Annotated in this window: 9 protein-coding genes and 1 pseudogene; 4 read left to right on the top strand and 6 right to left on the bottom strand. The window is 66.9% G+C overall.

Going from position 1 to position 14,416, the window contains the following annotated elements:
• Window positions 1–28 precede the first annotated feature (28 nt).
• The 3 genes from FREUN1FDRAFT_RS05255 to acs all read right to left on the bottom strand — a co-directional run bounded on the left by FREUN1FDRAFT_RS05255 (window position 29) and on the right by acs (window position 6,577).
• Entirely contained in the window at window positions 29–1,759 is a 1,731-nt protein-coding gene (locus tag FREUN1FDRAFT_RS05255; RefSeq protein WP_006538927.1) for a CocE/NonD family hydrolase, read from the bottom strand.
• A 560-nt stretch (window positions 1,760–2,319) separates the two neighbouring features.
• The gene (locus tag FREUN1FDRAFT_RS05250) at window positions 2,320–4,230 is read right to left on the bottom strand and encodes an MFS transporter (RefSeq protein ID WP_006538925.1); all 1,911 of its coding nucleotides are present in this window, start codon (window positions 4,228–4,230) and stop codon (window positions 2,320–2,322) included.
• A gap of 367 nt (window positions 4,231–4,597) precedes the next feature.
• Window positions 4,598–6,577: an acetate--CoA ligase gene (acs, locus tag FREUN1FDRAFT_RS05245; RefSeq protein WP_006538924.1), complete on the bottom strand. Its 1,980-nt coding sequence runs from the start codon at window positions 6,575–6,577 to the stop codon at window positions 4,598–4,600.
• A 346-nt stretch (window positions 6,578–6,923) separates the two neighbouring features.
• Here acs and FREUN1FDRAFT_RS45885 point away from each other — a divergent pair.
• Window positions 6,924–7,014: pseudogene (locus FREUN1FDRAFT_RS45885) on the top strand (IS6 family transposase); the annotation flags it as partial.
• 42 nt (window positions 7,015–7,056) lie between these two features.
• Here FREUN1FDRAFT_RS45885 and FREUN1FDRAFT_RS05240 read toward each other — a convergent pair.
• Complete coding sequence (locus FREUN1FDRAFT_RS05240; RefSeq protein WP_006538923.1) at window positions 7,057–7,743, bottom strand: TetR/AcrR family transcriptional regulator; 687 nt, start codon at window positions 7,741–7,743, stop codon at window positions 7,057–7,059.
• 99 nt (window positions 7,744–7,842) lie between these two features.
• Here FREUN1FDRAFT_RS05240 and FREUN1FDRAFT_RS05235 point away from each other — a divergent pair, with 99 nt between their 5' ends.
• The 3 genes from FREUN1FDRAFT_RS05235 (at window position 7,843) to FREUN1FDRAFT_RS05220 (ending at window position 12,421) form a co-directional block, all read left to right on the top strand.
• Window positions 7,843–9,327, top strand: coding sequence for an MFS transporter (locus tag FREUN1FDRAFT_RS05235; protein WP_006538922.1), 1,485 nt, complete (start codon window positions 7,843–7,845; stop codon window positions 9,325–9,327).
• A gap of 45 nt (window positions 9,328–9,372) precedes the next feature.
• Complete coding sequence (locus tag FREUN1FDRAFT_RS44965) at window positions 9,373–10,992, top strand: SDR family NAD(P)-dependent oxidoreductase (protein WP_006538921.1); 1,620 nt, start codon at window positions 9,373–9,375, stop codon at window positions 10,990–10,992.
• 400 nt (window positions 10,993–11,392) lie between these two features.
• A complete protein-coding gene (locus tag FREUN1FDRAFT_RS05220; RefSeq protein WP_006538920.1) occupies window positions 11,393–12,421 on the top strand; it encodes a 2-dehydropantoate 2-reductase N-terminal domain-containing protein in 1,029 nt (342 codons plus the stop codon).
• An 803-nt stretch (window positions 12,422–13,224) separates the two neighbouring features.
• Here the strand turns inward: FREUN1FDRAFT_RS05220 and FREUN1FDRAFT_RS05210 are convergent.
• Window positions 13,225–14,049 carry a crotonase/enoyl-CoA hydratase family protein gene (locus FREUN1FDRAFT_RS05210; RefSeq protein WP_006538917.1) on the bottom strand — a complete coding sequence of 275 codons (825 nt, stop codon included), beginning with the start codon at window positions 14,047–14,049 and terminating at the stop codon, window positions 13,225–13,227.
• Window positions 14,046–14,264 carry a hypothetical protein gene (locus tag FREUN1FDRAFT_RS05205; RefSeq protein ID WP_006538916.1) on the bottom strand — a complete coding sequence of 73 codons (219 nt, stop codon included), beginning with the start codon at window positions 14,262–14,264 and terminating at the stop codon, window positions 14,046–14,048. Before FREUN1FDRAFT_RS05205 ends, FREUN1FDRAFT_RS05210 begins: the two co-directional genes overlap by 4 nt.
• Window positions 14,265–14,416 lie beyond the last annotated feature (152 nt).

Below are 14,416 nucleotides of genomic sequence, written 5' to 3'. Positions count from 1 at the left end.
CCGACCGCGCCGTCGATCGACGTGCCGGTCACCGGTCGATGACCGGAAGGATGAGACGGCTCGGACGGGCTCCGCCGTGGTGGACCGTGTTGTCGGCGACGACCATGTCCTCCACCGCCTCGGTGGCGATAACGCCGCCGGTGTTGGAGTTGCGGTCGTAGTGCGGGAAGTTGCTGCTCGAGATGTCGAGCCGGATGCGATGCCCCGTCAGGAAGACGTTGGACGTGACCGCCATCGGGACCGTCACCTCGTAGACCTCTCCCGGGGTCATCAGCTCCGGCTTCGAGAGGTCGTTGCGGTAGCGGAGACGGAGAATGCCGTCGCACAGGTTCAGGGCCCTGCCGTCAGGGAAGACGTCGACGAGCTTGGCGGTGATGTCCGTGTCGACCGCGGAGGACGACACGAAGACGGTCAGATTGACGAAGCCGGTGACCTCCAGGGGTGTCTCGAGGGTCGGCGACAGGTAGCAGAGGACGTCGCTGCGTCCGTCCACGGCGCGCTGGTCCACCGGCCCCACGAACCCGGGGAAGGGCAGCACGGCGCCACCGGCGGTCGGCACGGGATCGCGGGGGTCGTAGCGGAAGGTGTCCTGTGCCGCCGCGGTCGGCGCCTCCAGGGACAGCACTCCGTCCCCCGCGGCCGTGTTCGCCGACCCGGAGCTGCTCAGGTGGTAGTCGACGTATCGCGTGTCAGGGAGAGGCCAGTCCTCCTCGTCGCGCCACTGGTCGATGCCCATCACGAAGATGCGGACCCTGGGTTGTGGCGACGGCGCCGGACGGCCTCGCAACCACTCGTCGAAGAACGCGACGTGGGACGGCGACAGGTCGCAGTCGGCAGCCGCTCCGAAGGAGCGGTCCCGGAACTCTCCGTTCATCGGCATCTCGTGGTGCCAGGGGCCGATGACCAGCCGTGAGCCCTCTCGTGCCTTCTCCGACGCGGCTTCGCTGCGCATGCGCATGAAATCGGCCACCGTCTCGTGGACGAAGAGGTCGTACCAGCCGGACGTGAAGAGCGCCGGCGCCGTGACCGCTCCGATGGACGGTCTCCAGTCCTGGGCCTTCCAGTAGTCGTCGAAGTCCGGGTGGGCCAGCCAGTCGTCGCACCAGCGGCCCTTGCCGATCACGGGCAGGTCAGCGACCGGGAGGGCGTCGCACAGGGCCAGCGGGTCCGCCAAGGCACCGAAGAGCCGCTGGGCCGCCTCGGCCGAGTCGGTCTCGCCGTGCTCGAAGGCACGCTGCTCCTCGGCGGCGTACATGAAGGTGGTCCAGAAAGTGAGCATGCTCAGCGACAACGCGCCGCCGGGCGAATACCAGAGACCGCTGTACCAGTCCACCGCAGCGACGCTCGGAGCAAAGGCCTTGAGGCTCCGCTCGCCGCTGACCGCCATCGCCCACTGCGTCATGCCCATGTACGACGCGCCGTAGGCGCCGACCGTGCCGTCGAACCACTCCTGCTCACGCAGCCAGGCGAGAGTGTCCTCGCCGTCGGCGACCTCGTTGACCTTCGGCTCGAACGTTCCGTCCGAGGCGTACGTGCCCCGCCCGTCCTGGATGACCACGGCATAACCGGCGTTCAGGAACGCGGTCAGGGAGGGAACCGGGTTGAACGGACCGCCGGCGAAGCGATCCATCTCCTTGTTGTAGCTGGTGCGCATGACCAGGGTCGGTGCAGTGCCCTCGAGCGGACGCCACACGTTGGCGCGCAGCGTGACACCGTCCCGCATGTCCATCGGGACGTCGCGTTCGTAGATGTGCCTCACGTCAGTCTCCTGAACGAGGCGTCGAAGTGCACCGGCACTGTCACTCCTTATCGATCGCTAGGTCATCTGTCTAGCGCTCGTTAACCTCTCACGAGGATGTGCGTGTGGTCAACGTCTCAACGCCCGCTACCTGGTGGGCGATCAGACAGGTGCCGGCGGCGCTATACCTAGCGCTCCCTAAGCAGTATGATCGGTCGATCTTTGTCGCTTTGGAAGCGTCACGGGACACGATCCAGAGAACGCTCGCCCGGTAGGAGGAGCTCGTTGGTGCGGGACAGGGTCCGGTCCCAGCTGCAGGCCGCTGGTCTTTCTACGGCCAAGAACACTGACCCCGCTAGACCTCGGCCCGCACCTTGAGTCCCTTCGCATCTGCGAGCGCCGGGGAGCAGCACGACACTGTGCGAGATACCGGCTTCTGCGCCGGCCCATCCTCTGGGACGCGCCATGGGCGCCCGAGGAGCCCGGCGCCGGGCTCCTCGACTGTGACTCCTGCAGCAGCGTGGGACGGAGCCTGTGGGTCCTCAGCTCGGGCCGGTGCGCCTGGCGGGCCGAGATTCGAGCTATTCCGCAGGCCGACCGACGCCTGACGCCGAGACCTCGATGGTGACATCCTCCGCCAAGTAGCCGATCACGGTCTTCACCGTCCCAGCAGATCTGCCCCCTTCCACCACGGCGGTCAGGAGATAGGGCCCCGACGGGGGCAGGTGGAAGGTGAAGTGCCCGTTCGCATCGGTGGACGTGGCCGCCTTGAACTCACCCAGACCGGTATGGAGCACCACGGTCGCCCGACCGACAGGGACTCCGCCGCACACCACGTAACCGGTGAGAGCGAGCTCTCGGTCCAAGACCACCTGGAGCGGATCGTCGTCCTCGACGAGGTCGACGATCTCCGCGTGAGGTGCCCACCCCCGTGAGTTGGTCACGAGCAGATAGCGACCTGGCCCGGGGACAGCCACGGAGTACCGCCCGTTGTTGTCCGTCCTCGCCCAGTCCACCGGCTCGCCGCCCAGGCCGGTGACGGTAACGACCGCTGCCCGGGGCGCCAACGCACCACCGCCGGCGAGGACGCGACCGCGGACGACCATCTCCTCCCCTGCCCCGGAGACCCCGGTCGACCGCACTTCGTCGAGTCGTCTGGGAATCAGGGCTGCGAGTCCGAATGCCATGAGGGCGACCCCCGCGGCGATCCAGTAGACGAGCCTGAACGCCTCGAGCGACGGCACGGTGGTGCCCGCGCTGACGATTGTCATCGAGGCGAGGACGGAGGCGAGGAACGCGCTTGACACCGCGCCGCCGAGCGCTCGCATCAGCGAGTTCAGACCGTTCGCCGACGCTGACTCCGTGATGGGAACGTGGGCCATGATGAGCGTCGGCATGGCAGCGAAGGATAAAGCGGTCCCGACCGACACGAGGGACGCACCGACGACAACCTCGGTCACGGAACCCGTCAGGAACACCCTCAAGACATAGGCCGCCGCCATGATGCCGGCGCCCAGGAGAAGAGTGCCTCTTCCACCGACGCGGGTGACGAGCCGGCCCGACAGCGGGGAGAGTAGCACCAGGATCAGCCCGGAGGGCATCATGGCGAGCCCGGCTTCCGTGACCGACAGCGCGAAGCCGTAACCGGTGGCGGTCGGTTCCTGCAGCTGCTGGCTTGAGGCGAGCATGTTGATGTACAGCGGGAACGCCACGCACAGCGAAGCCGCATTGGTGAGGAGGACCGGCTTTCGCGCGGCGGTGCGCAGGTCCACCATCGGAGCGCCGACGCGCAACTCGAACGGGATCCACACTGCGAGGGTGAGCCCGGCGACCCCGAGGAGCCCGAGTACCACCGCGCTAGACCATCCCCATTCGTTCCCCTTGGAGACCGCCAGGAGCAGGGATGCCAGCGTCACGCTGACCAGGACCGCACCCGTGCGGTCGAAGCGCCCGGGCGTCCGCACCAGAGACTCCGGGACCAGCAGCAGGACGGCCACGGTCAGGACGACCCCGAGCAACGCGGCCGCCCAGAAGATCGACGCGAACCCGAGGTGTCCGTAGAGAACGCCGGACAGAGAAAGGCCGAGGGCCCCACCGATTCCGAGGGTGGCACTCATGAGGGCGACGGCGAAACCCACCCGCTCCTTCGGAAGCACGTCTCGCATCACACTGATCCCGACCGGGATCAGTGCTGCTGCGAAGCCTTGACAGGTCCGGCCCAGGAGGACGAGCGCGAAGGAGCCACCGCTCAGGGCGACCAGGAGCGATCCCGAGGTGCTCGTCACGAGCGCGATCACGACCATGCGCCGCTTTCCGACCATGTCGGCGAGGCGAGAGATGATCGGTGTCGCAATCGCACCGCTGAGCAGAGTCGCCGTCACCGCCCAGGCCGCCGAGGTCGGAGAAACCCCGAGGATCGTCGGCAGCTCGTGCACCAACGGGACGACCATCGTTTGCTGCAGAGCCGCCAACATGCCGGCGATCGCAAGCACGGCGGTAACAGGGCCGGGAGGATGCTCGGCGACTGCTGGGCGAGTCTTGATCTGTGCTCCGTTCAGAGGGCGCGGAGGATGCCCTCGTCCCTGTCCCTGGCATCGCCGAAGAGCATGGCCGAGTTCTCCCAGAAGCTCGACCCCACGAATGCCCAGGAACACGTCGAATGCCGCTTCGGCCAGAGGAAGTTTCGTCGCGCGTCTCACATTCGGCCCCACGAGACGTTGGCGGACCATCGCAGCAACCCACTGGACATTCGGTTGAGGAGCGCATCGCTCTCCACAGATCCCCCGGACCACGACAGGCTCGCAGCGGCGAGGAGGTGCCATGGGTCGGCAGCGAGCCGCTCCCGACGATGCGTCGAAGTCACTCCTCCTTTGACGAGGGAGATGCGGATTTGATCAGGTCCATGACAGTCGAGTCGGCAAGGGTGGTCACGTCACCGACCTCGCGGTGCTCGGCGACGTCTTTCAACAAGCGGCGCAGGATCTTCCCGGAGCGGGTCTTGGGCAGCTCTGGAACGACCATGACCTGGCGCGGCTTCGCAATCGGTCCGATCTCCTTCGCCACGTGTCGTCGGAGCTCCTCCCCGAGATCGGCGCCGCCGACACCGCCCTCAGCCGGGGTCGCCCGGTCGCGCAAGATGACGAATGCGCACACGGCCTGGCCGGTCGTCGGATCCGCTGCACCCACAACCGCCGCTTCGGCGACAGCAGGGTGCGAGACGAGTGCCGACTCGATCTCAGCAGTGGAGAGGCGATGGCCAGACACGTTCATCACGTCGTCGACCCGGCCCAGCAGCCAGAGGTCTCCGTCCTCGTCGAGTTTTGCACCGTCGCCCGCGAAGTAGAGCCCTTCCCAACGCGACCAGTAGGTCTCCTTGAACCGCTCATCGTCGCCCCAGAGCGTTCGGAGCATCGCCGGCCAGGGCTCCCTCAGCACGAGGTAGCCGCTGTTCCCCTGGGCGACTGGCCTCGCGTCGTCGTCGACCACGTCGACGACGACGCCCGGCAGCGCCTTCATCGCCGAACCGGGCTTGCCAGCAGTCACACCGGGCAAATGGCTGATCATGATCTGGCCCGTCTCCGTCTGCCACCACGTGTCGACGATGGGGCAGCGGCTGCCTCCGATGACCTCGTGGTACCAGACGTACGCCGCGGGGTTGATCGGCTCGCCGACCGACCCGAGCAGCCGGAGGGACGAGAGGTCGAAGCCGTCAGGGATCTCGCGACCCTGCTTCATGAAGGTCCGAATGGCGGTGGGCGCGGTGTAGAGGATCGTGACTCGGTAGTCCTGCACGATCTTCCACCATCGACCCTTCTCAGGGGTGCCCTCGTACATCACCTGGGTCGCTCCGTTGGCCAACGGTCCGTAGACCATGTAGGAGTGCCCGGTCACCCAGCCCACGTCTGCCGTGCACCAGTAGACGTCGGTCTGAGGCTTGAGGTCGAAGACCTCCCAGTGCGTGAACGACGTCCCAACGAGGTAGCCGCCCGTCGTGTGCAGGATGCCCTTGGGCTTGCCTGTAGTGCCTGAGGTGTACATGACGTACAGCGGGTGCTCGGAGTCGTGCATCTCCGGCGTGTGGTCGGCTGACGCGCCGTCGACGACGTCGTGCCACCACACGTCGCGCCCGCCTTCTTCGGTTGGGTACCAGGCGACGTCCTGACCTGTGCGACGTACAACGACGACGTTGCGCACCATCTCGCCGGTCTTCTCGACGGCCTCGTCGACCGCCGGCTTGAGCGCTGAGGGAGCGCCGCGGCGATAGCCACCGTCGGCGGTGATCACGACGCGGGCTCCGCAGTCGATGATCCGTGACGCGAGGGCATCGGCCGAGAAGCCGCCGAACACCACTGTGTGTGGCGCTCCCAGGCGCGCGCAGGCAAGCATGGCAACGACAGCCTCAGGGATCATCGGCATGTAGATCGCGACCCGGTCGCCCTTCCTCACGCCGAGGGCGGTCAACGCGTTGGCAGCCCTCGACACCTCCGCCTTGAGCTGGGCGTAAGTGATACTTCGGGTGTCGGCATCTGGCTCACCGACCCAGTGGAGCGCCACCCTGCCGCCGTTGCCGGCCGCGACGTGACGATCGACGCAGTTGACCGAGGCGTTCAGAGTGCCGCCGACAAACCATTTGGCGAATGGGGGGTTCGACCAGTCGAGGACCTGGTCCCACTCCCGGCCCCAGTCAAGCCGCTCGGCCGCCTCGGCCCAGAACGCGGCGCGGTCAGCGTTGGCCCTGGCGTAGGCCTCCTCCTTGACGTTGGCGTGCTCAGCGAGGTCGGCCGGCGGCTCGAACCGTTGCTCCTCGCGAGTGAGGTTAGTCAGGGTCTGTTCGGCCACGATGCTCTCCTCGCAAGACGGACTGGTTGACTCAACCTCGCGAGATTATAGCGAACGCTATACCAGCACGCCCTCACGCCACTGAGAGCACCGAATGTGGCTTCCTGCTCTTCGGAAACCTCCGACCTCCACGAGGCGGGTGCGATCACGTCCGGAGGCATGGCGTTCGGAGAGTGACTCCACGTGATCCTGCTTGCAGGTTATGCGGACAGTGCTTCGTTCGTCACGATGATCTCGGGCGTGTCCGGCGGTGTTGCGCGACGAGTCAGTTCTCGTGAGGATTTCCAGGACGGCATCTGCCATCTCACGGCTACCGGAGGTAATGGTTATCGCTGCCTGGTGATACCTGCGCTTCGCGCTGTCGTGCCGAGATGTCGAGGAACTGGTCGCTGAACCCGGCCTCAAGGCCGATCATGCTGTCGGTCTACCGGTGGGTCACTGGCTGAATTCTGGACGGTACTGCGACGGCAAGTCTCAGCTCAGGAAGAGTTCGCCTGGTCGCCGGGAATAGGCACGGTGGGCGAGCGACTACCTGCCCGCGGGCTGCCTTTCGCATTAGGGGAATCAAGTGGCTCCGCCGGAGGTTCCCGGTGACTTCCCGCGCGCATGCCGTCGATGAACAGCCTGAGGTGACGTCGGTAGAGGCCGGGTGAAGTCTGCCAGGTCGCCTCTATGATCGCCGCCAGGGCGACCTGGATGAACGTGACGTCCGTGGCGTCGAAGTCAGGACGAAGGGTGCCCTGTTCCTTGGCTTTGGCGACCATCTGCTGTACCAGCGGGGCGATCTCCTCACGGGATTTGATCACCAGCGGGCAGCTGGGCGCGCTCGATACCACCAGCCCTCGAAGGCCACAGTTGTTCGCCTGCATGTGCATCGAGTCTTCGAGGTAGCGGACCAGGCCGCGCCACCCGTCGGAGTCAGCCGCCGCCGCGCGGGCGCTGTCGGTCGCGCAGGCCAGCCGGTCGGCGAAGATCGCGTCCAGCAGGTCGTCCTTCGTCGAGAAGTGCCGGTAGACGGTTCCGACACCCACTCCTGCCCGGTGGGCGACGTCCTTCAACGTCACACTCAGCCCCTCGGTGGCGTAGAGCTGTTCCGCGGCCTCCAGTAGCCGGGCACGGTTACGCGCCGCATCCTTCCTGGTCGGAGGGCTCGCGGCGGTAGTCATGCCGCGATCGTACCCTCATTTGGAACAACGGGTCCGCTTCTGGTACGGTCCACATCCGGACCAACTGTTCCGTTTTCTCCGCAGTGTGGGAGCCCTTCGATGCCACCGAAGCCAACAGATCACAGAGCCCAGCCGGCCATCCCACGGAAGTGGCTCGCCCTTGCGTTCGTCGTCACCGCGCAGCTCATGGTCGTGCTGGACGCCACCATCGTGAACGTCGCGATGCCCGCCGCGCAGGTCGATCTGCACTTCGCGGACCACGACCGGCAATGGATCATCACCGCCTATGCGCTCGCGTTTGGCAGCCTGCTCCTACTCGGCGGCCGCCTGGTAGACCTGTTCGGGCAGAAGCACGCGTTCATCGTCGGCCTGGCCGGGTTCGCCCTCGCGTCCGCGCTCGGAGGGTTCGCGTCCTCGTTCGGGCTCCTGGTCACCGCGCGGGCCGGGCAGGGTGCGTTCGGCGCGCTCCTGGCGCCTGCCACGCTCTCCCTCATCTCCACAGCTTTCACCGACAGCAGGGAGCGGGCCAAGGCATTCGGTGTCTTCGGCGCAGTAGCTGCGTCGGGCGGCGCGATCGGCCTGTTCATGGGCGGCGTGCTCACCGAGTATCTGTCCTGGCGCTGGTGCCTGTTCGTCAACTTGGTGTTCGCTCTCCCCGTGCTCGCCGGCACGGCTGTCCTGCTGCCTCGCACGGCGCGAAGTGCCCGTCCCCGCATCGACGTGCCGGGGGTGATCACGGTGACCTCGGGCCTGGTGGCGATCGTCTACGGGTTCGCGCGCGCGGAGTCGCGGGGCTGGAACGACACCATCACCGTGGGTTCGCTGTTCGCCGGCGTCGCGCTCGTCGCTCTGTTCGTGTTCGTGGAACGACGCTCGCAGCACCCGCTGCTCCCGCTGCACGTGATCCTCGATCGCGACCGCGGCGGCTCCATGCTCGCCCTGGGCCTGCTCAGCTTCGGACTGTTCGGGCTGTTTCTGTTCCTGACCTATTATCTGCAGACCACGCTGGGGTTCTCCGCGCTGGCGACGGGTTTGGCATTCGTCCCGTTCCCCTTGTCGATCATTGTCGGGGCGAACCTCATCAGCGGCCCGCTGCTGCCCCGGTACGGGCCGAGAGTGCTGATCGTCATCGGCGCGGTAGTCGCCGCGGCCGGCATGCTCATCTTGCAGGCCCTGGCCGTCGACGGCTCCTACCTCGCCGTGGTCATGCCCGCCCTCGTCGTGACTGGAGTCGGTGTAGGTCTGGTCTTCACCGCGTCCGTCTCGACGGGCACGCTCGGCGTAGACCCCAGCGACGCGGGGGTGGTCTCGGCGATGGTCAACATGGCGCAACAGGTCGGCGGGTCGATAGGAACAGCTCTTCTGAGTAGCGTGTACGGCAGTGCCGTTCAGCAACGCCTCCGGGATGGCTCCGGAGCCAGCGGTGATCCGGATGCCGCTGCCGTGCACGGCTACCACGTGACCTTCGCCGTCTCAGCGACCTGCCTCCTTGTCGTCGCGCTCGCCGGATTGATCGTCCGCCGTGTGCGCGATCGGGTCACACCCACCGCCGAGCACTCAGAAGTACTCGTCACCGCGCATTAGCCCCGTTTCCCACGCCCCGACCAGATCATTGGGAAGATCCCGATTATGCCTATCGCCGTCACCGGCGCTTCCGGCCAGCTGGGCCGTCTCGTCGTCGAGAACCTGCTCGCCACCGGCATTCCCGCCGCGAATATCATCGCGATTGTCCGCAACACCGCGAAGGTGGTAGATTTCGCCGCGCGCGGCGTCACGGTCCGGCATGCCGACTACACCGACCGGACCGCCTATTACTCAGCCCTCGACGGGGTGGAGCGCCTGCTGCTGATTTCAACACCCGGAGTGGGTGCCACCGTCATGCGCCACGCGAATGTGGTCGAAGCCGCCGTGGCCGCGGGCGTCGGCCACATCGCCTACACCTCGATCCTGCACGCCGACACCAGCTCCAACCCGCTCGCCGACGAGCACGCCGCGACCGAGAAGCTGATCGCCGCTACCCGCATCCCCGCGACCATGCTCCGCAACGCCTTCTACACCGAGCTCTACACCTCCCAGATCCCCACCTACACAGCCGTCGGCGCAGTGGTCAGCGCCACCGGCGAAGGACGTATCTCAGCCGCCACACGCGCGGACTTCGCCGCCGCGGCAGCAGCGGTACTCACCTCCGACGACAACGAATCGCGCATCTACGAACTCGGTGGCCCGTCGTTCTCCCTCGCCGAACTCGCCGACGAGGTCACCGCCGTCACCGGCACACCGGTGGCGCACCGGAACCTGAGCGAAGCGGACTTCGTTACAGACCGCCAAGCGGCTGGCATGGGCTCGGGAGCGGCGCTCTTCGCCGCGGCGGTGGATGCCTCCATCGCCGCAGGCGAGATGGAGACAGGTTCCACCTCGCTCGCACAGCTGATCGGCCGCCCCCGACACCGCTCGCCGAAGCACTCAGCCAGACCACCTCGCCACCTGCCTAGTCCGAAAGCCGATTCCCACACGTGGCCGTCAGGTCGACCCGGGATCCCCGCAGGAGCCGCACAGCCCCTGAACACCATCCAGAAAGAAGGAACCATGCCGAAAGGCATCGCAGTCATCGTCGGCGTCGGCCCCGGCCTGGGCATCGCCCTGGCCCGCGCCTTCTCAGAAGCCGGCCATCCAGTCGCGCTGCTCGCCCGCAACAAGGAGCGCCTCGACCAGTACACCTCCGAGCTCTCCGCCCTCTCCGCGCACCAGCCGGTTCGCGGCTACGCCGCCGACGCCGCCGATCCGGACTCGCTGCGCGCGGCGATCAACACCGCGATCAACGAGCTCGGAGCGCCCGAGGTCCTCGCCTACAACGCAGCGCTGCTGCGACCCGACACCCCGACCGACCGCGACGACGCGGGCTGGGCGAACTCCCTCGCCGTCAACGTGCTCGGCGCCAAGGTCGCCGCCGAGACAGTCCTGGCCGCCTTGCCGGGACACGGAAGCCTGCTGTTCACCGGCGGCGGTCTCGCCTACGCCCCCAACCCGGCCTACGCCTCCCTGTCTGTTGGGAAGACGGCGCTGCGTGCCTACGTCCACACCCTCGCAGCAGAACTGTCGGGCACCGGCGTGCACGCAACCGTCGTCACCATTGACGGCGGCATCGGCGGCGGCGAAGAACGATTCGAACCCTCCGTTCTCGCCCAGGCATACGTCGACCTGCATCACCAGGCCCCCGAGGACTGGCGCCCAGAACTCATGCGCTCCTAGTGCCACGTGATCCCGTTTGCTTCCCGTATACGTCTGCACTTGTTGATGAAGAATGCACGGAAGCCGGCGAGGCGAGACAGATCCCAGCGAGGATCTTGTCGGCGACGGTCCAGGCAGACAGCCAAGCGACGCTGTTCCAGTAGGTAACGTGGTCGCCGATCTGGCGGGTCAGGGCGTGGACGGTTCGAAAGGTGCCGCAGCGACTGTCGCCGGGCGCTGATCACGAGTGCGATGCAGGACTTGGGAATTAGAGACTCAGGGCACCAGGCGAGAACGACCCGACACCAGCAAGTGCACCCAGTCGACCACCCGAAGATAACTTCTCTTCGCGGTTTTTGTAGTGCATGAAGTGCCGCAAGTACCCAGAAAAGAAACTCCACCCTCAAGGCTAGGTAGTGCAATGACGGATTCTAGGCAAGTTTCTGTATGTGTCGTCGGTGCCGGTTCAATGGGTGTTCTCACCGGATACGATCTGAGTGAAGCGGGCGTCGCAGTCACCTTCCTCGTTCGACCGCATCGCCAGGAGCAGCTCTCCCGGCCCCAGTTCCTCTACTCCTATGACAGCCACAGTCTGAAGACCTACTCCCGCTACGACGTCATCATCGACCCCGCCGCGCTCTCGGGAACCTCGTTCGACTTCGTCGTCGTCACACTCGACGGCGCGTCGCTCAGCGCGGACGCCGGCCGAACACTTACGCGCGAGATCGGCCGGGCCTTCCGGGGGACGTCAACCGGTGTGATCCTCGGCAGCATCGGGCTGGACATACGGTCCTGGTTCCTTGAACAGTCCGGCCTCGCCGAAACCCAGGTGACCCAGGGCACCACCGGTTCACTTATCTACGAGGTGCCCCGCGCCAAAATCCCCTGGCACCCGGGCGTTAAGGCAGACCTGCTGGCCAAGGCGGACTATGGCTACCAGCCCCTGTCACCGGCCGCATTCGTCGTCGACGACAGTGCGCCGCAGGTTGCGGCCGACTTCGCGGCGCTGTTCGGCGTCAATGGCGCCGGAAAATGCGCCACGCTGACACAGGAGGAGTTCGGGCTGCAGTTCGCCGCCTTCCCCGTTATCGCGGCATGGGAGCTGCTGGACTGGCCTTCTCTCGCCGACCTCGACCATACCAACCCCACCTGGCAGCTCGGAGTCGAAGCCATGGGCGAGATCCAGCGTCTGTCGATCTTCGGCCCATCAGGCCCAGGTGCCAGCAGGCAGACAACTCCAGAGAATGTACTGGCACTCTTCCAGCAGATGGAAACCGGCGTGCTCCCGCTCGACTTCGCAGCATTCAATGCCTACCACCACGGCGGCAAGGTCAACAATCAAGACCATGCCTTTCTCCGTGACGCGCTGAACCGCGGAGAACTCGAAGGGGCCCAGATGCCAGCGCTTCGCGCGCTCGTCGCGCGACTGCCACCTGCCCAGAAGCCGTAAGCGAGGCGGGGTTGCCCGGCAGTGAGATTCTCCCGGGCTACCCTGCCACCAGGTCGCGGCGTATCTCCCGACCACCGGCTACCGGGCGCGCCATGACCGCACGGCTGCCGGCCGGATATCGGGTCCCGACTGTGATCGACGCCTTCGCGATCACTTTCCGTGACCGCTGGCCATCCGCCGAGGCCTACTGATCCAAGCTGCCGGAAACACCGTTGGCGACACAGTCCCGTTACTGTGTGCTGGTCGAGCACGATGCGGCGGCGAAGGAAGGGGAATTCTGCTCTGTCGTGCATCTGGCGTGTGATCCGTTTGGTCTGGCTGCTCAACCATCAGCTGCCGCTGTTGTGGATGGACAGGGTGAGCCCGGTGTCAACCGCGCGGTCGAGGTCGAGACCGCGGATGAAGGAATGCAGGTGAAACAGGTCGGTGGCACGCACAGTGATGCTCCGTTCATCGAGCCGGTTGGCGTTGCCGTCGGTGGGGTGAAGGAGCTCAACGACGCCGCCGGGCGAGTCTGGCGAGGGCGACTGTTTCCGGGGAGGCGGTCGGCAGCACCGGCGAGCCGCCACAGGTCCCGCGGCCGGCCTCGTCGTTTAGATCGAGCACGATGCACGCTTGTTCGCGTTCCGTAGGGCGAACGCGACCCTGTCGCGCCGGCCCGGTGAGCCCTGGGAGGCTTGCCCCTCAGGACGTCGGCCCGGTGGGCGAGGTAGCGTCACACGACTTCGGCGCACCCGCAGTGAGGTCGAGCACGACCGTTCCTCACAGCGGCAGGCCGCCGGCCGGCCTTTCCCCCGTCCCGGTCACTGCCCTTCCCATTTCGGTTCTCGCTTCTCCGTGAACGCTTTCGTGCCTTCCTTCGCGTCCTCACTGTTGAAGACGACATCCACGGCTTCGGTGTTGATTCGCCAGACCTCGGGCTCCCAGTCGGATCCGGCGGCGTAGGTGTAATGCACGACGCGCTTGCTCTGCTGGACCGACAGCGGCGCGTTCGCGGCCACGGTCCGGGCGAGTTCGAAGGCGACTTCGAAGGCTGTGCCGGCCGGGGCGACCCGGTTCACCAGGCCGATCTCGTAGGCGCGGGCCGCCGAGAGCGGTTCGCCGGTCAGAACCACCTCCAGGGCGATCTTGAGCGGGATCTGCCGCTGCAACCGGATCACTCCACCGGCGGCGGCGAACAGGCCCCGCCTGACCTCTGGCAGGCCCAGCGACGCGGCCTCGTCGATGACAGCGAGGTCGCAGGCCAGCACGATCTCGGTGCCGCCCCCCAGCGCGAAGCCGTTGACGGCCGCGATCGTGGGTTTGCCGATCCAGTGCTGGGCGATGCCCGCGAAGCCCCACTCGGGGTGCTCACGGTCGTCGACCCGGTGACCCCGGGCCAGCTCCTTGAGATCAGCGCCGGCGCAGAATGCCCGCCCCGCGCCGGTGATGATCACGGCGCGGACCAGCGGGTCGGCCTGCGCCTGCTCGAGCGCCGCTCCCGCGGCGGCCGACAGCTGCGCGTTCACCGCGTTGAGCGCGCGCGGACGGTTCAGTGTCACGACTCCGACGTGGCCCAGGCGCTCGAACCGGGCCGCACTTCCCACTCCGGCGGGATCGAGGGTCGCTCCGGACGTTTCCGTGGTCATCGCTGCCCTTCCCACGCCGCGGCGACGGTGACTTCCCGCAACAACACCGCCCATTCCGGGTAGTCGCGTTCCGCGGCGTGAGCGGCCGCGACCGCCGCGGACGGGACCGGCGCGGGGGCTACTACCGGGTAGCCGTGGTCATCGGGTGTGAAGACCTCGGAGGCGAGGTCGTCCGCGCCTGCGGACCGGTCGGTCGCGGCGATCAGCTCAGCCATCTGGACTCCCGTTCGGTGTTGACCACGCCGCACGGCGCGGGGGATTTCGGTGTTCGGCCCGGGGTGAGACCCCGCGGCCCGCGCGCGGGCCACATCGAGGGCGGTGGGCTCATGACAGCCGGCCGGAGGCCCAACTCGAAGCACAATCACCG

The organism is Parafrankia sp. EUN1f (assembly GCF_000177675.1).
Taxonomy (GTDB): Bacteria; Actinomycetota; Actinomycetes; order Frankiales; family Frankiaceae; genus Parafrankia.
This window is presented reverse-complemented; position numbering and strand designations above follow the sequence as displayed.